General features: G+C 68.5%; 21 protein-coding genes. 12 read left to right on the top strand and 9 right to left on the bottom strand.

Annotation, left to right across the window (positions count from 1 at the left end; all coding sequences use genetic code 11):
* Positions 1-56: 56 nt before the first annotated feature.
* Genes murJ through E1267_RS03120 form a run of 3 tightly spaced genes read right to left on the bottom strand, consistent with a single transcriptional unit; the run spans position 57 to position 4335 of the window.
* The gene (gene murJ, locus E1267_RS03110; protein WP_246063389.1) at positions 57-1664 is read right to left on the bottom strand and encodes a murein biosynthesis integral membrane protein MurJ; all 1608 of its coding nucleotides are present in this window, start codon (positions 1662-1664) and stop codon (positions 57-59) included.
* Complete coding sequence (locus tag E1267_RS03115; protein ID WP_132329545.1) at positions 1661-3766, bottom strand: DUF6049 family protein; 2106 nt, start codon at positions 3764-3766, stop codon at positions 1661-1663. The genes murJ and E1267_RS03115 overlap by 4 nt, the downstream gene beginning before the upstream one ends.
* A gap of 44 nt (positions 3767-3810) precedes the next feature.
* Positions 3811-4335 carry a YbaK/EbsC family protein gene (locus E1267_RS03120; RefSeq protein WP_132329548.1) on the bottom strand — a complete coding sequence of 175 codons (525 nt, stop codon included), beginning with the start codon at positions 4333-4335 and terminating at the stop codon, positions 3811-3813.
* 80 nt (positions 4336-4415) lie between these two features.
* On the opposite strand from E1267_RS03120, the gene E1267_RS03125 reads away from it, so the two are divergent.
* Entirely contained in the window at positions 4416-5879 is a 1464-nt protein-coding gene (locus E1267_RS03125; RefSeq protein ID WP_132329551.1) for a CCA tRNA nucleotidyltransferase, read from the top strand.
* Here E1267_RS03125 and E1267_RS03130 read toward each other — a convergent pair.
* Positions 5859-7145, bottom strand: a complete 1287-nt coding sequence (locus E1267_RS03130) for an MFS transporter (RefSeq protein ID WP_132329554.1) — start codon at positions 7143-7145, stop codon at positions 5859-5861. The two genes, E1267_RS03125 and E1267_RS03130, sit on opposite strands and share 21 nt — an antisense overlap.
* Before the next feature lie 104 nt (positions 7146-7249).
* On the opposite strand from E1267_RS03130, the gene idi reads away from it, so the two are divergent.
* On the top strand, positions 7250-7834 hold the full coding sequence (gene idi / locus E1267_RS03135; protein ID WP_132329557.1) for an isopentenyl-diphosphate Delta-isomerase: 585 nt from the start codon (positions 7250-7252) through the stop codon (positions 7832-7834).
* Positions 7835-7885: 51 nt separating this feature from the next.
* Here idi and E1267_RS03140 read toward each other — a convergent pair whose 3' ends face one another.
* Both E1267_RS03140 and E1267_RS03145 read right to left on the bottom strand, forming a co-directional pair.
* Positions 7886-8965, bottom strand: a complete 1080-nt coding sequence (locus E1267_RS03140; RefSeq protein ID WP_132329560.1) for an inositol-3-phosphate synthase — start codon at positions 8963-8965, stop codon at positions 7886-7888.
* A gap of 13 nt (positions 8966-8978) precedes the next feature.
* Entirely contained in the window at positions 8979-9563 is a 585-nt protein-coding gene (locus E1267_RS03145; protein WP_132329563.1) for a PadR family transcriptional regulator, read from the bottom strand.
* Positions 9564-9696: 133 nt separating this feature from the next.
* On the opposite strand from E1267_RS03145, the gene E1267_RS03150 reads away from it, so the two are divergent.
* From E1267_RS03150 to E1267_RS03165, 4 genes are all read left to right on the top strand, one after another.
* Positions 9697-10083, top strand: coding sequence for a DUF5318 family protein (locus tag E1267_RS03150; protein WP_132329566.1), 387 nt, complete (start codon positions 9697-9699; stop codon positions 10081-10083).
* 232 nt (positions 10084-10315) lie between these two features.
* Positions 10316-12778, top strand: coding sequence for a transglycosylase domain-containing protein (locus tag E1267_RS03155; RefSeq protein WP_132329568.1), 2463 nt, complete (start codon positions 10316-10318; stop codon positions 12776-12778).
* A complete protein-coding gene (locus E1267_RS03160; RefSeq protein ID WP_132329570.1) occupies positions 12775-14097 on the top strand; it encodes a glycosyltransferase family 87 protein in 1323 nt (440 codons plus the stop codon). Before E1267_RS03155 ends, E1267_RS03160 begins: the two co-directional genes overlap by 4 nt.
* Complete coding sequence (locus E1267_RS03165; RefSeq protein WP_132329573.1) at positions 14094-15158, top strand: mannosyltransferase family protein; 1065 nt, start codon at positions 14094-14096, stop codon at positions 15156-15158. Before E1267_RS03160 ends, E1267_RS03165 begins: the two co-directional genes overlap by 4 nt.
* Positions 15159-15254: 96 nt before the next feature.
* On the opposite strand, the gene E1267_RS03170 is transcribed toward E1267_RS03165, so the two are convergent.
* On the bottom strand, positions 15255-15998 hold the full coding sequence (locus tag E1267_RS03170; protein ID WP_181957737.1) for a deoxyribonuclease IV: 744 nt from the start codon (positions 15996-15998) through the stop codon (positions 15255-15257).
* Between the two features lie 72 nt (positions 15999-16070).
* On the opposite strand from E1267_RS03170, the gene E1267_RS03175 reads away from it, so the two are divergent.
* Positions 16071-16250: a hypothetical protein gene (locus tag E1267_RS03175; RefSeq protein WP_132329576.1), complete on the top strand. Its 180-nt coding sequence runs from the start codon at positions 16071-16073 to the stop codon at positions 16248-16250.
* Positions 16251-16295: 45 nt separating this feature from the next.
* Here E1267_RS03175 and E1267_RS03180 read toward each other — a convergent pair whose 3' ends face one another.
* On the bottom strand, positions 16296-16613 hold the full coding sequence (locus E1267_RS03180; protein WP_236666946.1) for a hypothetical protein: 318 nt from the start codon (positions 16611-16613) through the stop codon (positions 16296-16298).
* Positions 16614-16803: 190 nt separating this feature from the next.
* Here E1267_RS03180 and rpsF point away from each other — a divergent pair, with 190 nt between their 5' ends.
* From rpsF to rplI, 4 genes are all read left to right on the top strand, one after another.
* The gene (gene rpsF, locus E1267_RS03185; protein ID WP_132329579.1) at positions 16804-17094 is read left to right on the top strand and encodes a 30S ribosomal protein S6; all 291 of its coding nucleotides are present in this window, start codon (positions 16804-16806) and stop codon (positions 17092-17094) included.
* Positions 17095-17182: 88 nt separating this feature from the next.
* Positions 17183-17737 carry a single-stranded DNA-binding protein gene (locus E1267_RS03190; protein WP_132329581.1) on the top strand — a complete coding sequence of 185 codons (555 nt, stop codon included), beginning with the start codon at positions 17183-17185 and terminating at the stop codon, positions 17735-17737.
* A gap of 72 nt (positions 17738-17809) precedes the next feature.
* Positions 17810-18046 (top strand): 30S ribosomal protein S18, encoded by a 237-nt coding sequence (gene rpsR / locus E1267_RS03195; protein ID WP_020543048.1) that lies wholly within the window; start codon positions 17810-17812, stop codon positions 18044-18046.
* A gap of 14 nt (positions 18047-18060) precedes the next feature.
* A complete protein-coding gene (gene rplI / locus E1267_RS03200; protein ID WP_132329583.1) occupies positions 18061-18507 on the top strand; it encodes a 50S ribosomal protein L9 in 447 nt (148 codons plus the stop codon).
* A gap of 112 nt (positions 18508-18619) precedes the next feature.
* On the opposite strand, the gene E1267_RS03205 is transcribed toward rplI, so the two are convergent.
* Positions 18620-19294: a hypothetical protein gene (locus E1267_RS03205; protein WP_220449319.1), complete on the bottom strand. Its 675-nt coding sequence runs from the start codon at positions 19292-19294 to the stop codon at positions 18620-18622.
* 428 nt (positions 19295-19722) lie between these two features.
* On the opposite strand from E1267_RS03205, the gene E1267_RS03210 reads away from it, so the two are divergent.
* Positions 19723-20568 carry an ABC transporter substrate-binding protein gene (locus tag E1267_RS03210; RefSeq protein ID WP_132329586.1) on the top strand — a complete coding sequence of 282 codons (846 nt, stop codon included), beginning with the start codon at positions 19723-19725 and terminating at the stop codon, positions 20566-20568.
* The last annotated feature ends 7 nt before the right edge of the window (positions 20569-20575 follow it).

Genomic DNA, 20575 nt, shown 5'->3' on the forward strand with positions numbered 1-20575 from the left:
CTCATTCGCGCGTGTCGGGCTCCATGGTAGTGCCGAGTAGATTCCGCCCGCGTTCTTTACCGACCTACCCGCCCCGCGACCATCCCAACGATGGAGTTGACCTCCGGGATGCGCATTCTGTGCGCAACGCCGAGATAGAGGAGCAACCCGAGACCGCCTCCGACGGCCAGAACGATCAGCGAATTGACGAACCCTAGCCCGTCGAAGACCCCGGTGACCACCCATACTGCCCCGAGGGCCAGTACAGCGGTGGGCAGCGCCGCGAGGTACATCCTGGTCAGTGCCATGCCGATGCTCCATCCGCCCAGCCCCTGCACCCGCCGGCCGGCCAGCCACCAGGCCGTAAGGGCGCCCAGCGCGTACGCGACCGCGTACGCGAGAGCCAGCCCCATCACGGCATAACGCGCCGGCAGCAGCGTGAAGAACAGCCACATGAGCAGGGCGTTGACCGCGGTCGTGCCCGCGCCGACGAACACCGGCGTGCGGGTGTCGCCGAAGCTGTAGAAGACGCGCAGCAGCAGCTGGAAGAGCGCGAACGGCACGAGCGCCAGCCCGTATACCTGCAGCACGTTGCCGATGTAGACGGCGTCGGCGACGCTGTTGGCGCCGTGGCCGTAGATCGGCACGGTGATGGCCGGGCCGAGCACCATGAGCAGCAGCGACACTGGCACCATCAGCGAGCAGACGAGGCGGACGCTCGACCCGAACTCGGAGCGTACGTCGTCGAACCGCCCGTCACTGACGGCCCTGCTCATCCGCGGCAGCATGGCCGTGATCACCGAGACGCCGATGACGCCGTAGGGCAGCTGGAAGAGCTGGAACGCCAGGGTGTACGGGCTGATGCCGTGCCCCTCCACCACGGAGCCCGCGGCGCTGGCCAGGTTGGTGGTCAGCACGAAGCCGAGCTGGGTGACGACGGTGTAGCCGATCGTCCAGACGCCGGCCTTGGCCATCTCGCCCAGCCGGGCGTTACGCAGGTCGAGGCGGGGCTTGAAGGAGAACCCGGCGCGCTTGAGCGCCACGATCAGCACGGACGCCTGTGCCACGATGCCGGCCGTGGTGCCGAGGCCCAGCAGGACGAGATCACCGTCGGTGACCTTGGCGATGTCGCCGCCTGCGGTGCTGACCAGGGCGAAGAGAAGGAACGCGCAGATGACGACGAGGTTGTTGAGTACGGGCGCCCACATGGGGGCGGCGAAGCGGTCGCGGGTGTTGAGGATGGCGCCCGCCACCGCGCCCGTGCCGAAGAAGGCCAACTGCGGCAGGATGAACCGGGCCAGCATGACCGCGACCTCGAACTCCCTGCTGTCCCGGTCCCACACCGTGTAGAGGTCGATGAGCAGCGGCGCGGCGAAAGCGGCGGCGACCGCGATGACGGCCAGCGTCAGCGTGGCGAGCGTCAGCAGCCGCTGCTCGTAGGCCCGCCCGCCGTCGGCGTCGCGCTGCTGCGCCCGTACGATCATCGGCACCACGACGCTGCTCAGCACGCCCAGCAGCAGCAGGTCGAGGATGCTGTACGGGATCGCGTAGGCCGCGTTGTAGGCGTCGCCGAGCAGAGCCGTGCCGATGGCGTACGCCAGCACCATGGTCCTGACGAAACCCGTCACCCTGGACACCATCGTGCCCGCCGCCATGATGGCGCTGGCCTTCAGCATGCGGCTCATGCAGTGCTCACCTCCCGGTTCTTGGCGGCCCGGGCGAGCTTGCGTTCTGACCGTCGGCGCAGCACCCGCGTCACCACGGCGGCGAGCATAACGGTGAGAGCGGCTCCGACGATCACCGAGGCGATGCCGGTGTAGCCGGTGGTGCGGATGGTCAGCCGCACCGGCTCGCCGTACGCCTTGCCGTCGACGGTCCTGAGCTGCACGGTGACCGTGGCGTCGCCGTTGCCGGTGGCGTTCATCGGCACCGGGACCGTGCCGCTCTGCCCGACGCCGATGGTCAGCCGCTCGTTCTGGTCTTTGACCTGCAGCAGCTTGCGGTTGTTGGACTGGACGTCGACGTAGAGGGAGATCTGGGCGCCCGTCGAGTTCTTCACGCTGATGGGCACCACGCCGTCGCTGCCGGCCAGCGATTTGCGTGGCCGGTCGGAGCCGGCTCCGGTGATCGTGACCTTGCCCAGGCGGTCATCGACCGCCGCGCTCACCTGCTTGGTCAGCGCGCGGCCCGTCCGCGAGCTGGAGCGCCAGGCCGAGGAGGACAGCCTGAGTACGGCCGCGTCGAAGCTGGACCGTGTCTTCGTCGTGGTGATCTCGGCGGTCAGCTGCGCCTTCTCCCAGGTCTCCTTGACCCGCTTGAGGTATTTGCCGCTCAACTCGTCCTTGCGGTCGGCGTCGGTGTAGGTCAGCCCGGCGCGCGGCACCGAAGCCTTGCTCGGCTTGATCGACTCAAGCGTGGTCATCTGCAGCCACGGCAGGCGGCCCGCGGCCTTGAGCAGGGCGGAGACGAGGGCCGGGTTGGGATCCCAGCGCCTCGACGGGGCGATGACCAGCGACCTGGGCGAGGTCTGGCCCTGCTCGGCGGAGATCATCGCGGTCTCGGCGATGAAACGCTGCGTGCTGAGCAGGACGCTCGTGGCGCCCTTGGGCTCGAACAGGGCGCTCAGCTGGGGATCGGCGACGAGCGCGGTGACGGGGCCGTTGACCGAGTCGAGGGTCGAGGCGGCGTCGGGCGTGAACGTGACGGGCGGCTGCGGGGGCAGGTTGCCGGGGTCGAGCAGCACCCGGTCGACCTTGGCGTCGGAGACCGAGAGCAGGTCGAGCGCGTCCGGGTCGAGCCGGCCGGAGGGCGGCCAGTTGACGTTGGTCTTCACCTCGCGGCCCAGCAGTTCCCCGGCCTTCTGCCCGGCCAGCTGGATGGCCCTGTTGGGCTGGACGTCGAGGCCGCGGTGGGCCATCCCGGTCACGTCGGGATCGGCGTAGGGGACCGCCACCACGGGCGAGGAGGCCAGCGAGGTGCGCATGCTCGTCAGCCACGCGCCGGCCGCGGCGCTGGCCGGCCGGCTCTCTTCGCCGTCCTTCGTCCTGACCGTGTAGCCGCTCTTCATCACGTCGAGGTCGTCGAGCAGCCCGGGCTCGAAGAACCAGGTCACCGTCTTGGGCGCGACCTGCGCGACGCGGGCCAGGTCGGCCAGGCGGCCCCGGCCGGCGACCGACTGGCTCAACTTGTCGTCCACGAACATGGACCCGTCGGTCGCCCGGTGCGGCTGGTCGATGATCGGCAGGGCGACGGCCAGCTTGTTGCGCGGCGGCTTGGGGACGGTGGGCGGCGCGTAGGTGAGGAACGTGCGCTGCGCGAAGATCGGCACGCCGTACTGGGCCACGTCGATGGCGATCGGATAGGCCCCGAACGAGCGGTAGCCGAGCTGCACCGGCGTCGCGGTGAACTCCCAGCGGGTCTCCTCGCCGGCGGCGAGCGGCGGGATGTCCATCGCCGAGGAGGACGAGACGTTGCCCGGGAGCGTCGTGGTGTTCTGGTCGGCCGCGTAGACCTCCATGGACGCCCGGTCGATGATCCTCTGTGGCGTGTAGCGCAGGCGTACGCGCATGGCAGGTTTGGGAGCGCCCGTGTCGTTGCGGACCGTGCCGGCGAACTTGATCTCGTCGCTTGGGGAAGTGGGCACGTCGGGGGTGATCGACGCGATCGACACGGTGACGGTCTGCCTGCTCGCGCTGGTGGCAGCCGTGCCCGGCGTCGCCGCCACCATGAGGGCGAGCAACGCGGCGGAGAGCACGGCGAGCAGCGTGGCCTTACGGATCACGCGCATGCCCGAGCTGGAGTACGACGACGCACGCCCGCAATGGTACGGGTTCAGTGCCGTCGCGCGACCGCCCCACGTGCTCCTCTCAGGCGTGCGCCCCGTAGGTCGGCGAGCTTTCCCGGCAGAAGTTCCAGCAGGTCGCGGGCACGTAAGGAGAGGGCGGTGTGGCGTTCGCCGATGGGCATGAACACCGGTCCTTCGTCCACGCGCAGCCGGTCGTCGATGAACACGGGCAGCGGCTGCGGCAGCAGCAGCGGGCACACCAGCCCGTCGGCGTAGTCGGTGGCCGCGTTGACCACGTGGGAGGCGGCGTGGCGCACCTGGCGCGCGCCGAGCAGGGCGCCGACGGCTCCGGGCCTGGGCGGCAGGGCGACGGGGGAGGTCACCGCGACGACGACCTCGCGGCCGACCCTGGTGGCCACTTCGAGCACGGTGACCATCAGGCACCTCTCGGGCGCCGCGGAGACCATGTCCGGCAGTTCCCGCGCGGATGTCATGGGACGCGGAAGGCGTACGATCTCATGATGGACCTGGTGTGCGAGGAGCCGGCGGTGGATCGCGAGGGCATCCTTCATATAGTCCTCCTTACCTCGTTCCATGGCCCCCGACGGTCCTTTGACCGAAGGTAACCCGGACCTGGTGTGGCTCGGGGGATATGTTCCGGAAGGACCCACTGCGTTTGTCCGACTCAACTCTGACCGAAAGCCAGCGGCAGGCCATGCACGACCTGTTCCGCAAGATCGCGCCGGCGGCCGACGAGCTCGGCCGCCTGTTCGCCGCGCACGGCCACGAGCTCGCCCTGGTCGGCGGGCCCGTGCGTGACCTCCTCCTCGGCCGCATCGGCAACGACCTCGACCTGACCACCGACGCCCGCCCCGAGCGGGTGCTGGAGATCGTCAAGGACTGGGCCGACTCCGTGTGGACGATCGGCATCGACTTCGGCACCGTCGGCCTGCGCAAAGGCGGCTCGCTCATCGAGATCACGACCTACCGCAGCGAGTCGTACGACCCGAAGTCGCGCAAACCCGACGTCATGTACGGCGAGACGCTGGAGGCCGACCTGGAGCGGCGCGACTTCGCGGTCAACGCGATGGCGGTGCGGCTGCCGGGGCACGAGTTCATCGACCCCTACGGCGGGCTGCGCGACCTGCGGGCCGGGCTGCTGCGCACACCGGGGTCTCCCGAACGCTCCTTCGGCGATGATCCGCTGCGCATGTTGCGGGCGGCCAGGTTCGCCTCGCAGCTCGGGTTCACGGTCGACGACGACGCCCTGGCGGCGATGTCCGCGATGGCCGAGCGCATCCAGATCGTCTCGGCCGAGCGCATCCGTGACGAGCTCGACAAGCTCGTCTGCGGCGCCAACCCGCGCGAGGGGCTGCGGCTGCTGGTGCAGACGGGGCTGGCGGCGTACGTGCTGCCCGAGCTGCCCAAGCTGCGCCTCGAGATCGACGAGCACCACCGGCACAAGGACGTCTACGAGCACACGTTGACGGTGCTCGACCAGGCCATCGCGCAGGAGGAGGACGGCAAGCCCGACAAGATCCTGCGCTGGACGGCGCTCATGCACGACGTCGGCAAGCCGAAGACGCGCCGCCACGAGCCGGGCGGCCGGGTGTCGTTCCACCACCACGAGGTGGTCGGCGCCCAGATGACCAAGAAGCGCATGACCGAGCTGAAGTTCCCCAAGGACGTCGTGTCCGACGTCTCCCGGCTGGTCGAGCTGCACCTGCGCTTCCACGGCTACGGCACGGGGGAGTGGACCGACAGCGCCGTGCGTCGCTACGTGCGCGACGCCGGCCATCTGCTCGACCGGCTGCACAAGCTGACCAGGGCCGACTGCACGACCCGCAACAAGCGCAAGGCCGCGGCGCTGGCGCGGACCTACGACCACCTGGAGGAGCGCATCGCCAGGCTGGCCGAGGAGGAGGAGCTGGCCAAGATCCGCCCCGAGCTCGACGGCAACGAGATCCAGCGGGTGCTCGGGGTCGGGCCTGGGCCGGTCGTGGGGCGGGCGTACAAGTTCCTGCTCGAGCTCAGGCTCGACAAGGGCATGATCGGCAAGGAGGCGGCCACGGAGGCGCTGCTGGAGTGGGCCAGGTCAGACGACCTCGGCGCGTGACGCGGTGGTGATCATCCGGTAGACGAGCGCCGCCGCCGGATAGCCGACCGAGATGATCACCACGGCGGCGTACGACTTGCCGTCGGCCGGCAGGATCACCGCCGACACGGCGGCGGCGAGCACGTACATGCCGTTGAAGAGCATGTCGTAGAGGGAGAACGCGCGGCCCCTGTAGATGTCCTCGACGTCGCGCTGGACCGTCGTGTCGGCGCAGATCTTGACGCTCTGCCCGGCCACGCCCAGCACGAACCCGGCCACCGGCAGCCCCCACTCCTGGAAGGGCAGCACGAGCGCCGCCGTCAGCACGCCCGCTCCCGCCATCGCGATCTGCACCCACCGCTCGATCCCGAACCAATCGGTCGTGTACGGGGTGATGACCACGGCGAGGGCCGTGCCGATGCCGGCGCCGACCACGACGAGGCCGACCCCGCGCAGCGCGGTCTCGGCGTCGCCGTCGGCGAAGTAGTAGCGGTAGAGGATGATGCCGAGCGCGGTGGACATGCCGAACAGGAACCGGTGCGTGGCCATCGCGCCCATCGTCGCGGCGGCCACCCGGTGGCGCACCAGGTGCCTGGCGCCGTCGATGAGACCGGTGACGACGTTGCGCAGGGCCTGGCGGGCCTGCGGCAGGTCGGGGTCGGACCATGGGCCGAGCAGCCGGCGGTCCATGGTCCGCGCCACGAGCGCGCTCAGCGTGAACACCACGCCGGACGTCGCCAGCAGCAGCGCCACGCCGAAGTCGCCGCCGCCGAAGATCTCCCGCAACAGGAACCCAAGACCGGCGCCGATGAACGTGGCCACCGTCCCTGAGGTGGGGGTGACGGCGTTGGCCGCGATCAGCCGCTCGGGTGGGACGACGTGCGGCAGCGAGGCGCCGAGCGCGGCCAGGAAGAACCGGTTGACGCCGAGCACCAGCAGCGCCGCGCCGTAGAACAGCGGGTCGGGCACGTCGGCGACGACCAGCCCGGCCGCCACGAGCAGCAGCACACCGCGTATGAAGGGCGCGACCACCAGGATCTGCCGCCGCGACCAGCGGTCGATGAACACGCCGACGAACGGCCCGAGCACGCTGTACGGCAGCAGCAGCACGGCCAGCCCCACCGCCACCTCGAGCGCGGTCGTCTGGTTCTCGGGGCTGAAGAAGGCGAAACCCGTCACGCCGAACTGGAAGATCCCGTCGGAGAACTGGGAGACCAGACGGGTCCCGAACAGGCGCCGGAAATCTCTGCCCCGCAGGACCACGCGGAGATCGGCGACGAATGACACGCCGTCAGCCTAGCCCCGGACCCGTCGTGCGGGACGCGCGGATGCCGGTCCAGCAGGTGAACCCGGCTTCCCCACAGCACACATGATCACGTACGCTTCGAAGCGTGACGACTGACGAACTCGTTGTGCTGGTCGATCGCAGTGGCCATCCGCTCGGCACCGCGCCGAAGATGTCGGTGCACTGCCATGACACCCCCCTTCACCTGGCCTTCTCCAGCTATGTCTTCGACCGGGACGGCCGCGTACTGCTCACCAGGAGGGCCGACCACAAGCTCACCTGGCCCGGCGTCTGGACCAACAGCTGCTGCGGCCACCCGCTGCCGGGTGAGTCGCTCGACCGCGCGGTCATGCGCCGGCTCTCCTACGAGCTGGGGCTGAAGGCCGAGCGCGCCGACCTGATGCTGCCCGCCTTCGCCTACCGCGCCGTCATGTCCAACGGCATCGTCGAGCACGAGCTCTGCCCGGTCTTCCGGGTCACGGTCGACGCGCCCGTCGTGCCCAACCCCGACGAGGTGGGGGAGACCTCGTGGATGCCGTGGAAGGAGTTCGCCGAGGGCGTGCTCAACGGCCTGCTGGCGATCTCGCCGTGGTGCAGGGAGCAGGTGCCGCAGCTGGCGAGGCTCGGCTCCGACCCGCTCACCTGGCGGCCAGCTCCGGCCGACGAGCTGCCTCCCGCGGCCCGTCTGTGAGCGAAGCCCAGGGCGCCGCACAGGCGCGGCGCCCTGGGGATGGTGCGGAGGTCAGCGTTCGACTTCGCCGCGGATGAACTTCTCGACGTATTCGCGGGCCTGGTCGTCGGAGTACTGCTCGGGCGGGGACTTCATGAAGTAGGAGGAGGCCGACAGGATGGGCCCGGCGATGCCGCGGTCGAGGGCGATCTTGGCGGCGCGGACGGCGTCGATGATGATGCCGGCGGAGTTGGGTGAGTCCCACACCTCGAGCTTGTATTCCAGGTTGAGCGGGGTGTCGCCGAAGGAGCGGCCTTCGAGGCGGACGTAGGCCCATTTGCGGTCGTCGAGCCAGGGCACATGGTCGGAGGGGCCGATGTGCACGTCGCTCTTGCCCATCTCGCGGGGGATCTGGGAGGTGACCGACTGGGTCTTGGAGATCTTCTTGGACTGCAGGCGCTTGCGCTCCAGCATGTTCATGAAGTCCATGTTGCCGCCGAAGTTGAGCTGGTAGGTGCGTAGCAGCTCGACGCCGCGGTCTTCGAAGAGCTTGGCCATGACGCGGTGGGTGATGGTGGCGCCGACCTGGGATTTGATGTCGTCGCCGACGATGGGCACGCCGGCGTCGGTGAACTTGGCCGCCCAGACGGGGTCGGAGGCGATGAAGACGGGCAGCGCGTTGACGAAGGCGACGCCCGCGTCGATGGCGCACTGGGCGTAGAAGCGGTCTGCGTCCTCGGAGCCGACGGGCAGGTAGGAGACCAGGACGTCGGCCTGGTTGTCGCGCAGCACCTGGACCACGTCGACGGGCGTCTCGTCGGACTCGTCGATGATGTCCTGGTAGAACTCGCCGAGTCCGTCGAAGGTGGGCCCGCGTTGCACGGTCACGCCGGTGGGCGGCACATCGGTGATCTTGATGGTGTTGTTCTCGCTGGCGACGATGGCCTCGGACAGGTCACGGCCGACCTTTTTGGCGTCAACGTCGAAGGCCGCGACGAACTCGACGTCGCCGACGTGGTAATCGCCGAACTTCACGTGCATCAGGCCCGGGACCCGTGTGTCCGGGTCGGCGTCCTTGTAATAGTGAACACCCTGGACCAGCGACGACGCGCAGTTGCCGACACCGACAATGGCCACGCGAACCGAACCCATCGCACTCGCTCCCTTACTCATCAGTTGACGTGGTGTCTCTGCCGGGCTCTTCCGAGGCCCGGCGCTCCGTTGCGATCAGCTCGTTGAGCCAGCGCACCTCGCGCTCGACCGACTCGAGCCCGTGACGCTGCAGCTCGAGCGTGTAGCTGTCGAGACGTTCCCTGGTGCGCGCCAGCGCCGTGCGCACCGCGTCGAGCCGCTCTTCCAGCCGGCTGCGGCGGCCTTCGAGAATGCGCAGCCGCACCTCGGCCTCGGTGTGCCGGAAAAACGCGAAATGCACGCCGAAGCTCTCGTCCTCCCATGCGGAAGGACCGGCCTGCGTGAGCAGGTCCTGCAGGCGTTCCTTGCCTTCGGCGGTCAGCTTGTAAACGATTTTCGACCGGCCGCCGACGATCGTGGTGGAAGCGGGCTGCTCCTCCGCGATGAGGCCCCGAGCGAGAAGTGATCGCAGACAGGGGTAAAGCGATCCGTAGGAGAACGCACGGAACATCCCCAGCAGGGCGTTGAGACGTTTGCGCAGCTCATAGCCGTGCAGCGGCGTTTCGTGCAGCGACCCGAGCACGGCCAGCTCCAGGACCCTGCCCTGCCCGCTGGCCATGGGAACCGCCCCCTCTCGCGTCGATGTATCGAGCCGATACATCCCGATGATACGTCGTGGCGCTATATCGCTGCAATCTATGATTCCGCGGAGTCGTTGGGATGGACACTCAAAACGCCGTAGTCTGACGCTCATGTGGTCACAGCGAAGGGTGGTGGATTACGGTCTCGCGAAGAGAGCGGCAGTCCGCTCCCTGCATTCCGGGCGAGCCTCGCGCGGTGACGTCTGTGACGCACAGCCCTACCTCCTTCGCGCGGCCCGCCACTTCGGCGAGCCGACCGAACGTCTCTGCCCGGTCTGCGAAAGGGAGAACGTCACCAATGTGACTTATGTCTACGGTGAGTGCCTTGGGCGCCATGCCGGCCAGGCAAAAGTCACATCAGAGCTCATCACCATGGCTCATGATTACGATGAGTTCCGGGTGTACGTTGTCGAGGTCTGCCAAGGTTGTTCCTGGAACCACTTGACGGTTTCGTACGTACTCGGGAACGGACCGCCTGACCTCGTCGGCCAAGCGTGAAGACCGAGGGCGGCGAGGAGCCTCACGCCCAACCGCCGTTTCAGTTCCGACGACGTTGCGAGGACGTGTGAGTAACAGCATGAATGAGGGATCGGCGCGCCAAGGCAGGCGCCGTCGCTCCAGCTCATCCCGTTCTGTGCCCCAAGGTTCCTCTCGCCAGACCGGCGGATCCGGCTGGGGCGAGGCGCCGGAGCCCCGACGTGCCGAAGCGGCGTACGAGCAGACCGGGGCCATGGCCGCACAGCCGTACGACGAGCCTCCCAGACGCGCCGACCCGGCGGATGAGCGCGGCGACCAGCCGCCGCCGCGCTCTCGTTCGCGCTCGGAGTCGCGCACGCTCAGTAACCAGGAGACGATGGCCAGCGACATGCCGCGGCGCTCGCGCAGAAGAGGCCAGGGCGGGCCGCCAGGTCCCCCGGAGCCACCTGTGAAGAAGGGCGGCGGCGGTGGCCGCCGTGGCTGGCGCAGGTTCGTGCCGAGCTGGAAGATCGTCGTCGCCGGCGTCGTGGTGCTCACGGCGGGCATGTTCGGCATGATCATGGTGGCGTACGCCAACGTGCCGGTGCCGACGACCGTGCAGGCCGAGGCGACCGCGCAGCAGAGCACCATCTACTACAACGACGGCAAGACCGAGATCGCCAGGCTCGGCATGCCGCGCAAGAGCGTCGAGATCAACCAGATGGCCGACAGTGTCAAGGACGCCGCGATCGCCATCGAGAACGACACGTTCTACGAGGACTCCGGCATCTCCTTCTCCGGCATGGCCCGTTCGGTGTGGATGACCGCGACCGGGCAGCAGCTGCAGGGCGCCTCGACCATCACCCAGCAGATGGCCCGCGGTTACTACGACGGCCTCAGCCAGGAAGTGTCCATCGAACGTAAGATCAAGGAGATCTTCGTCGCGGTCAAGCTCGACGACACGCTGACCAAGGACGAGATCCTGCGCAACTACCTCAACACCGTCAACTTCGGCCGCGCGTACGGCGTGGAGGCCGCCGCGCAGGCCTACTTCGGCAAGAGGATGACCGCCGCTAAGTTGTCCCCCGAGCAGGGCGCCTACCTCGCCGCGCGGATCCAGCAGCCGGCCTGGGAGCCCGACGCCCCAGGGCTGAAATATCGTTTCAACCAGACCGTCAAGAGGATGGCCGAGCTCTGGCCCGAGAAATACGGCCAGCTCCCGCAGCCCGCGAAGTTCCCCAAGACGCGGAAAACCACCACCAGCAACTCCCTGGGCGGTGACCGGGGCTACATGGTCAAGCAGGTGCTCAACGAGCTGGAGTCGCGCGGCCTGACCCGCGACGAGGTCGAGAGCGGCGGCTACAAGATCGTCTCCACCTTCGACAGGAAACTGATGAAGGCCGCCCGGCAGGCGATGAAGACCACGATGCAGGGCATGTCGAAGGAGTTCCACGGCGGCCTGGCCGCGGTCAACCCGAAGAACGGCCGCGTCCTCGCCTTCTACGGCGGCGACAACTACATCAACGACCCGTGGAACGAAGCCTTCGAGTCGAAGAAGCAGGCCGCGTCGGCGTTCAAGCCGTACGTGCTGGCCGCCTGGCTGCAGGCCGGCTACTCGCTCAGCAGCTACGTGCCGGGCAACGAGACCGTGCCGAAGGAGCTCCCCGGCCAGCAGAAGGGCGGCATCACCAACAGCCACAACGTCGGCAGGGCCGTCGACGTGGTCAAGGCGACGGCCCAGTCGGTCAACACCGCCTTCGTCTCCATGGCGTTCGCGCTGCCCAACCGGCTCGACGACGTGAAGAACCTCGTCGTGGCGGCCGGGTTCAACGAACAGGACATGACCAAGGACATCCAGGAGCACCACTACCAGTTCGCCATCGGCAGCGCCCCGGTGACGCCGGTCGAGCAGGCCGCCGGCTACTCCATCTTCGCCAACGCCGGGAAATACACCCGCTACCACGTCGTGCAGAAGGTCGAGCAGAACGGCCAGGTCGCCTACCCGGAGCAGCAGCTCTCCAAGTCGGTCATCGACCCCGGCGTGGCCGCCGACTCCACCGTCGCCATGGCGCAGGTGCTGCGCAACGGCACCGCGGCGGGCAAGGGCCTCGGCAACCGGCCGGCCGCCGGCAAGACCGGCACCAACAACGACGAGAACGGCGCCTGGTTCGTCGGCTACACGCCGCAGATCTCCACCGCCGTCGGATTCTACCGCGAGCAGTGCAGGACAGAAAACGGCAAGGTCGTCCCGCCGCTCCACTCCAACTGCCCCATCACGCCCAAGGGCAAGGCGAGCAAGAAGTACAACCTCAACAACCCGTACACCAGGCCGTTCGAAGTGTCCCTGGGCTTCGAGGGCGCGGGCCCGCCCACGATCGCCTGGCAGCGGTTCATGCTGGCCGCGCACGAGGGCAAGCCGGTCGAGCAGTTCCCCGAGAGGGCGGAGATCGGCACGCCGGAGAACATCGTGCCCAGCCCGAGCCCCACGCCGACGAAGACGCCGGAGAACCCGTTCGACGACGGCGAGAACCCCTTCGACGACGAGACCGGCGACGACCCCGACTGCCTCATCGGCTGTGACGGCGACACCGGCGACGAGCCCACCACCGACGATCCGCCGCCGGCCGACGACGGGTTCCCCGAGGCCGACGACCCGGACGTCGCGGGCGGCGAGACCGGGACCGACACGCGAGCCGGAGGGCCCGGGCCGGTCAACGGCAGGCTCGAGGACCAATGACGACCACGGAGGTGCGCGTGCCGCTGGCGGCGCGCGCCATTCCGTTCCTCCCCTTGGGGCTGTTCGCGGCTCTGGGGGCGTCCCTCGCATACGTCGTGCGGCTGCCGTGCCGCACCGGCGGCTGGAACGACCAGATCTCGACGTACACCAACTTCTGCTACACCGACATCTACCCGCTCTACTTCGACAGGCAGCTGGCCACCGAGAACCCCTACTTCGCCGCGGTGCCGTTCGACAAGCAGGTCGAATACCCGGTGGTGCTGGGCGAGGTCATGCAGGTGTTCAGCTGGATCGCCCGGTGGCTGGAGCCCGACCAGGTCGCGCAGGCGGTCAGGTTCTACGACCTGACGGTCATCCTGCTCGGCCTGTCCCTCGTGGCCGGCGTGCTGCTGATGGCCGCGGTGGCCGGGCCCACGCGTCGGTGGGACGCGCTCTGGTACGCCGTCGCGCCCGCCGTGGTGCTGGCCGCGTACATCAACTGGGACCTCATCGCCGGCGCGTTGTCCATGGGCATGCTGCTGGCCTGGGCGCGCAAGCGGCAGGTGCTGGCCGGGGTGCTGCTCGGGCTGGCGATCGCCACGAAGTTCTATCCGCTGATGTTCGTGGGCGCGTTGTTCCTGCTCACCTGGCGTACGGCGCGATGGCGGCCGTTCCTGGTCACCATGGGCTCGGCCGCCGGCGCGTGGCTCGTGGTCAACGTGCCGTTCATGGTCTTCGCGTGGGACGGCTGGCGTCGCTTCTACGTTTTCTCCCAGGAGCGCGGCGTCGACTGGGGCTCGCCGTGGTTGTTCTTCCAGAACAAGGGCTGGCCGGTCCTGGGTGAGGCCGACGTGAGCACGCTCGGCATGGCCTCGCTGGCCGTCCTGTGCTTCGGCATCGCCGTGCTCACGCTGGCCGCGCCGCGCAGGCCGAGGCTCGCGCAGATCTGCTTCCTGGCGCTGGCCGCGTTCATGATGACGAATAAGGTGTGGTCGCCGCAGTTCGTGCTCTGGCTGGTGCCGTTCGCCGTGCTGGCCAGGCCCAACTGGAAGCCGCTGGCGCTGTGGCAGCTCGCGGAGGTGTGGTATTTCGTCGCCATCTGGCTCTACCTGCTCGCGCAGCCGCCGCTCAGCAGGGACGACCTGGGCATCGGCGACGACACATACTTCACCGCCGTCTGGGGGCGGGTCATCACGATCGGCATCATGATGGCGTTCGTGGTGCGCGACATCCTGCGCCCCGGCAAGGACGTCGTGCGGCAGGCCGGGATCGACGACCAGGCGGGCGGCGTGTTCGCCGACGCGCGTGACCGCTTCACCCTGGCCTCCCTCACGCGATGATCACGCGCTCGTCCGGCCGGGACGCGCTGCTGCTCTGGTGCGGCTCGCGGGCGGGGCTGCTGCTGGCGACCGTGCTCGGCGTGGCGCTGGGCGAATATCTGGACAAGTGGCGCAAGTGGGATGCCACGCTGTTCATCACGATCGCCCAGTACGGCTACGACGGCGAGCCCGGCAGACCGGTGGACGAGGGGCTGCCCGCGTTCTTCCCCGGCCTGCCCGCGGCGCTGCGCATGGTTTACCTGGTCGTACCCGACTGGGCGGCGGCCGGACTGCTGGTCTCGCTGGCCGCCGGGGCGGTCGCCATGATGGCGCTGGCCCGGCTGACCGAGTTCGAGGGCGCCTCCGGCTGGATGGCGGTGCTGGCGCTGCTGCTCTTCCCGATGGCGGTGTTCCTGGCCGCGGGCTACAGCGAGTCGCTCTTCCTGGCCTTCGCCATCCCCGCGTGGCTGGCCGCCAGGCAGGGGCGCTGGCCGGCGGCCGCGCTGCTGGCCGCGGGCGCCTCCTGCGTGCGGATCACCGGGTTGTTCCTGGCGGTCGCGCTCGTCGTGGAGTTCGGCGCGAGGAGGGAGTCGCCGCACCGGGCCGGGTGGCTGGTGGTGCCGTTCGCCCCGCTGGTGGCGTACTCGTCGTACCACTACAGCAGGACGGGCGACTGGCTGGCCTGGAAGCACGCGCAGGAGGCCGGCTGGGGGCGCGACTTCGTGTGGCCGTGGGAGGCGTGGCAGACGACCTGGCACTCCGCGATGGGCGCCGACGACTTCGCGGTGGCCTTCAGGATGGAGATCGTGGGGGCCGTGGTGGCCGTGGCCGCGCTGGTCTGGCTGGCCGTGCTGCGCCGGTGGAGCGAGCTCGTCTACACGGGGGCGCAGGCGGCGGCGCTGATGACGTCGGCGTACTACCTGTCGATCCCGCGCTCGCTGCTGCTGTGGTTTCCGGTGTGGGTGCTGGTCGCCAAGGTCATGACCAGGAAGGCGTGGGTGCTGGCGCTCTATGCCCTGATCTCGGGGCCGCTCATGCTGGTCAACACCGCCCGCTTCCTCGACGGCGCGTGGGCGGGCTGAGTCGCGGGCGTGGGCGGGTCGATCGGGGGATGATCTCTCTACCCCCTTTCTTTCCTCGGTAATCCAGGGAAGTTATCCACAGCCTGTGTGTATTCGCTAGAGGTTCTTCCTCAGGAAGGCAATGTCGTCGGCCTGGCCCTCGGCCGGCGTCTCCACCACGACCGGCGCACCGGCCGCCCGGCAGACCGCCAGGATCAGCTCGGGGTCGATCGTTCCCTTGCCCAGGTTGGCGTGGCGGTCGGCGCCCGAGTCGAAGGCGTCGCGGGAGTCGTTGCAGTGCACCAGGTCGATCCGGCCGGTGATGGCCTTGACCCGGTCGACCAGGTCGACCAGCTCTTCGCCTCCCGCGTGCGCGTGGCAGGTGTCGAGGCAGAAACCCACGTCGAACCCGTCGAGCGCCTCCCACAGCCGGGCGATGCGCTCAAGCTTGCGGGCCATCGCGTTGCCGCCGCCCGCGGTGTTCTCGATCAGCACGGGGATGGGGCACTCCATGCGCTCGAACACCTTGCGCCAGTTGTCGAACCCGGTCTGCGGGTCGTCGTCCTTGCCGACGTGACCGCCGTGCACGATCAGGCCCTTGGCCCCGAGGCCGGCGGCCGCCGTCAGGTGCTGCTGCAGCAGCTTGCGGCTCGGGATCCTGATGCGGTTGTTGGTGGTGGCCACGTTGACGAGGTAGGGGGCGTGGATGTAGATGTCGACGCCCTCCACAGGTTCGGCGGGCAGCACGGGCTTCTTGTAGCCCTGGGGATCGCCGAGGAAGAACTGCACCACCTCGGCCCCCACCTCCTCGGCGTGAGCGGCCGGGTCGTCCTGGTCGACGTGAGCTCCGATGCGCACCATGTCACCGAGCTTATCCGTTTGGCCGGGGCACGCCGGGGAAGTCGCCAGGCACCCCCGACCCGAGGAGAAACCATGAGCCGCTGGCGCTTACGAGCGCTGATCATCGTGATCTACGTGGTCATCGGCATCTACGTCGCGTGGGTTCACGACTACATCACGCCAGGACTCCTCAGGGACCTCGCCGAGGCGCTGCTCTCCGTCTTCCTCTGGTTCCTCGTGCTGCTCGGGATAGACCTGCACGTCAGCGGATGAGCTCCGTACGGGCTCGGCGCCAGGCGCGTACGCCGGGGTCCTCGCTCACGGATGGGGAAGGAAACCGCCGTGCGCGATGCCCAGTGCGGCGCCGATGAACGCCCCCACGAGACCGACGACGTTGAGCGTGCGCTGCGGCGTGGTCGCCGAGATGTACTGGGAGTAGAGACCGACGCCGAACCCCAGCGTTCCGACCCAGGACGCGATCATGTGCGCGGAGTCCCAGAACGTCGCGACGAACGCCACCACACCGCACACCAGCGTGACGACGGCCAGTGTGTTCTCCACTGGGTGCGAACGTCCGTCGGTGTTGAGCCTGAGACGGAACCGCTCCTGTTCGGAGGGCTGAAGCACGTGCGGCACAACCACCACCCCCTCGCTTTCCTAAAGGCTTTCCCACCTTGTCGAGGCTGGTAACCTTGGGCACGCTGCGTTGTGATGGTTGATCCATCGGTCCGGGCGCCGAAAGGGGCGCCAGGGCTCAGACGTCAGCGTCCTCCTGTCACGGCAGAGTGTCGTGACCGCAAGAGTCCAGAGGAGGTTGGAGTCCCGCATGCGTCGTTACGAAGTAATGGTCATTCTGGACCCTTCGCTCGATGAGCGCACCGTCGCGCCGTCCCTCGACCAGTTCCTCACCGTGGTCCGCAACGACGGCGGCACCGTGGAGAAGGTCGACGTCTGGGGCCGTCGCCGTCTCGCCTACGACATCGACAAGAAGTCCGAAGGCATCTACGCCGTCATCGACCTGGCCGCGGAGCCCGCGACGGTCAAGGAGCTCGACCGGCAGATGAACCTCAACGAGGGCATCCTCCGCACCAAGGTCCTGCGTCCGGACGTGCACTGAGCAAGCTCGTTGCCCGGAATTCTGTCGGGCGGCGACCGTAGTCTGAGCGAAACCCAAGCGAAGGCGTGCAGGAAGGCGAGCGCTAGCCATGGCAGCAGGCGACACCGTAATCACCCTTGTCGGCAACCTTGTCGACGACCCGGAGCTGCGCTTCACCCCCACGGGGCAAGCGGTGGCTCGATTCCGCATCGCATCCACTCCGCGGTATATGGACCGCCAGACCAACGAGTGGAAAGACGGCGAGAGCCTCTTCCTGACCTGCAACGTGTGGCGGCAGGCGGCGGAGAACGCCGCCGAGAGCCTCCAGCGCGGCATGCGGGTCATCGTTCAGGGGCGGCTCAAGCAGCGGTCCTACGAGACCAAGGAAGGCGAGAAGCGCACGGTCTACGAGGTCGAGGTCGACGAGGTCGGCCCGTCCCTGCGCAACGCCACCGCCAAGGTCAACCGCACCTCCCGCCAGGGTGGTGGCGGCGGCTTCGGCGGCCCGGCCGACGACCCGTGGGCCTCCGCGACGCCCGCCCCGCCCCAGGGCGGCGGTGGTGGCGGCTTCGGCGGTGGAGGCGGCGGCCAGCAGGGCGGCCAGCAGGGCGGCGGCGGCTTCGGCGGCGGCGGCAACGACTTCAGCGACGAACCGCCTTTCTAACACGTGAAGATCCGCGCAAGCGGATGACTGTCCATTCCCGCCCTGGTGCGGGGCTCTGAGAGGAGCACCACGATGGCCAAGCCGGCACTGCGCAAGCCCAAGAAGAAGGTTTGCCTGTTCTGCCACGACAAGATCTCCTACGTCGACTACAAGGACACGGCGCTGCTGCGGAAGTTCATCTCCGACCGCGGCAAGATCCGTGCCCGCCGGGTGACGGGCAACTGCACCCAGCACCAGCGCGACGTGGCGACCGCGATCAAGAACGCCCGTGAGGTGGCCCTGCTGCCTTACACGAGCACGGCGCGCTAAGGAGGCATGTCGACATGAAGCTCATCCTCACCAACGAGGTCTCCGGCCTCGGCACCCCTGGCGACGTCGTCGAGGTGAAGGACGGCTACGGCCGCAACTACCTCATCCCGCGCGGCTACGCCATGCGCTGGACGCGCGGCGCCGAGAAGCAGATCGAGACCATCAGGAAGGCCCGCGACGCTCGCGAGATCCGCGACCTCGGCACCGCCAAGGAGGTCGCCGGCCAGCTCGGCGCCCTGCGTGTGCGCCTGGCCACCCGCGCCGGCGAGTCCGGCCGGCTGTTCGGCTCGATCACCACGGGCGACATCGCCGACGCCGTCAAGGCCGCCGGCGGCCCGATCATCGACCGCCGCCGCATCGAGATCGTCAACCCGATCAAGAGCGTCGGCTCCCACAAGGTCACCGTCAAGCTGCACCCTGAGGTGTCCGCTGCGATCGACGTCGAGGTCGTCGCAGGCTGACCTGTGCGAGAAAAGCCCCCGCCTCGTGCGGGGGCTTTTTTCTGTCTCCGCGTGCGGCGTGCTGTCTCCGTCTGTTGCGCTGACTCTTCTGTGTGCTGAGCAGGCTCGCCCTTCACCAGCTCAGCAGCTTCGAACGGCCGGTTGGGGCTGGCAGCCGCTCCCGCAGCACCTGCGCGCCCATCGGGAGCAGCGCCACGCAGAGCAGGCCGGTGACCAGCACATCAGGGATTGAGGCGCCTTTCAGCACACCCATCCAGGTGCCTCCCGCCAACAACACCATCAAGGAGCGGGCGGTGCCGAAGACGCCCGAGCGCCAGGCAGCGATGGCCAGCAGGAGCGAGCCGGCGTACTGGCCGACCGAGGCCCAGACAGGTACGCGCCACGGCCCGTAGGAGATGTCGACGTACTCCTTCATAGTCGCATGTGTCGCCTGGTCCAGCCCGAGCACCTCGGTGAGCTGGAAGGCTGTCTGGTCGGCACCGGCGAAGTACAGCCGGGCGAAAAGCCCGACGACCAGCAGAGCGGCGCCCCAGAAGGCGAGCTCGCCGCCCACGCATCCAGCCAAGGCGATGAAAGCGGGGAAGAGCAGCACCGCCCCCAGCGCGAAGACCGCGTAGGAGAGGGTGAGTAGAGCGGGTTCTGAGGTATAGGCGAGTAACTGACCGTAGGCGGCGAACGGCTGCGCCTCGGCCCACGCGTGCTGCTGAGAAGTGAGAGCGGTGGCCGTGCTCACGTAACGCAGCAGGTATCCGGCGCACAGAGCCACCGGCCCCAAGATAAGCGTCACACCGCCGATCCACCGGCCGGGAAAGAACGTGTTCATGGAGGGAGCCTGTCAAGGGCGAGCCAGGCGGAACATCCCTCGATCGTCAACCATGACCCCTGTCGAAAGTAGGGTCAGCACGCAACCGAGGCCCCGTAGGGGTGCTGTCTCCATCTGTTACGCGCCGCCGTGGTCCGCCACCCGCCGTACTTCGGTCGAGGGCCCTCCAGGGAACGGCCTCTGACCCTTCACCGGCCGAGCGCCGTAACGCGAGCCCACGTGGACCCGTCGCCGTGGTCACAACGTTGCCCATGGTCCATGGTGAGCTACTTGACCATGGTCTTGGGGGGAACGTTGGGGGTGGTTCGGGAGAGGGGCGCGGGCTGGGAGATTGGTTTGGGCAGCGTAGAATGCCCACGTTTATCTGGCACGTTCCCCCTGGAGGCTAGGCCATGGCCCGTCCCCTCATACTGCTCGCACTCGCGGTGGCGGTCGTTGGCTGCGCACCCGTTGAGGACACGGCGGCCGCCCCGACCACGTCCACCGCCTGCGCCAAGGAGCAGCTCCAGCTCGTCACCCCCGGCAAGCTGACCGTCGGCACCGACAAGCCGGCCTACGAGCCGTGGTTCAAGGACGACGACCCGGGCAACGGCCAGGGGTTCGAGAGCGCGGTGGCGTTCGCCGTGGCGGGGGAGCTCGGATTCGACCGCACCGAGGTGCAGTGGAACACGGTCAAGTTCGACTCGGCGTACGCGCCGGGCAAGAAGCAGTTCGACTTCGACATCAACCAGGTGTCCATCACGCCTGACCGGGCCAAGGCGGTCGACTTCAGCAAGGGCTACTACACGGTCAAGCAGGCCGTGGTGGCGGTCGACGGGAGCAAGGTGGCGGGGGCGAAGAGCCTGGCCGAGCTGAAGGACGCGAAGATCGGCGTACAGGTGGGGACGACCTCGCTCGACGCGGTCAAGAGCGTCATCCAGCCCGGCAAGGACCCCAACGTCTACAACGAGCAGGTGGACGCCGTGAACGCGCTGAAGAACAAGCAGGTGGACGCGATCGTCGTCGATCTGCCGACGGCGTTCTACGTGACGTCCGCGCAGGTGGAGAACGCCAAGATCGTGGGCCAGTTCAGCTCGACGGGCGGCACGCCGGAGGAGTTCGGGCTGGTCATGGAGAAGGGCAGCCCGCTCAGGTCCTGCGTGGACAAGGCCGTGGACACGTTGAAGTCGAAGGGTGAGCTGGCCAGAATCGAGCAGGAGTGGCTCGGTTCGGCGGCGGGCGCGCCCGAGCTGAAGTGATGCCGTG

It is taken from the genome of Nonomuraea longispora (assembly GCF_004348345.1).
Classification (GTDB): Bacteria; Actinomycetota; Actinomycetes; order Streptosporangiales; family Streptosporangiaceae; genus Nonomuraea; species Nonomuraea longispora.

Coding starts and splice junctions, on each gene's coding strand:
- murJ (WP_246063389.1), bottom strand. CDS start 1,664: ATGAGCCGCATGCTGAAGGCCAGCGCCATCATGGCGGCGGGCACGATG.
- E1267_RS03115 (WP_132329545.1), bottom strand. CDS start 3,766: ATGCGCGTGATCCGTAAGGCCACGCTGCTCGCCGTGCTCTCCGCCGCG.
- E1267_RS03120 (WP_132329548.1), bottom strand. CDS start 4,335: ATGAAGGATGCCCTCGCGATCCACCGCCGGCTCCTCGCACACCAGGTC.
- E1267_RS03125 (WP_132329551.1), top strand. CDS start 4,416: ATGTTCCGGAAGGACCCACTGCGTTTGTCCGACTCAACTCTGACCGAA.
- E1267_RS03140 (WP_132329560.1), bottom strand. CDS start 8,965: ATGGGTTCGGTTCGCGTGGCCATTGTCGGTGTCGGCAACTGCGCGTCG.
- E1267_RS03145 (WP_132329563.1), bottom strand. CDS start 9,563: ATGGCCAGCGGGCAGGGCAGGGTCCTGGAGCTGGCCGTGCTCGGGTCG.
- E1267_RS03150 (WP_132329566.1), top strand. CDS start 9,697: ATGTGGTCACAGCGAAGGGTGGTGGATTACGGTCTCGCGAAGAGAGCG.
- E1267_RS03155 (WP_132329568.1), top strand. CDS start 10,316: ATGGCCGCACAGCCGTACGACGAGCCTCCCAGACGCGCCGACCCGGCG.
- E1267_RS03160 (WP_132329570.1), top strand. CDS start 12,775: ATGACGACCACGGAGGTGCGCGTGCCGCTGGCGGCGCGCGCCATTCCG.
- E1267_RS03165 (WP_132329573.1), top strand. CDS start 14,094: ATGATCACGCGCTCGTCCGGCCGGGACGCGCTGCTGCTCTGGTGCGGC.
- E1267_RS03170 (WP_181957737.1), bottom strand. CDS start 15,998: ATGGTGCGCATCGGAGCTCACGTCGACCAGGACGACCCGGCCGCTCAC.
- E1267_RS03175 (WP_132329576.1), top strand. CDS start 16,071: ATGAGCCGCTGGCGCTTACGAGCGCTGATCATCGTGATCTACGTGGTC.
- rpsF (WP_132329579.1), top strand. CDS start 16,804: ATGCGTCGTTACGAAGTAATGGTCATTCTGGACCCTTCGCTCGATGAG.
- E1267_RS03190 (WP_132329581.1), top strand. CDS start 17,183: ATGGCAGCAGGCGACACCGTAATCACCCTTGTCGGCAACCTTGTCGAC.
- rpsR (WP_020543048.1), top strand. CDS start 17,810: ATGGCCAAGCCGGCACTGCGCAAGCCCAAGAAGAAGGTTTGCCTGTTC.
- rplI (WP_132329583.1), top strand. CDS start 18,061: ATGAAGCTCATCCTCACCAACGAGGTCTCCGGCCTCGGCACCCCTGGC.
- E1267_RS03210 (WP_132329586.1), top strand. CDS start 19,723: ATGGCCCGTCCCCTCATACTGCTCGCACTCGCGGTGGCGGTCGTTGGC.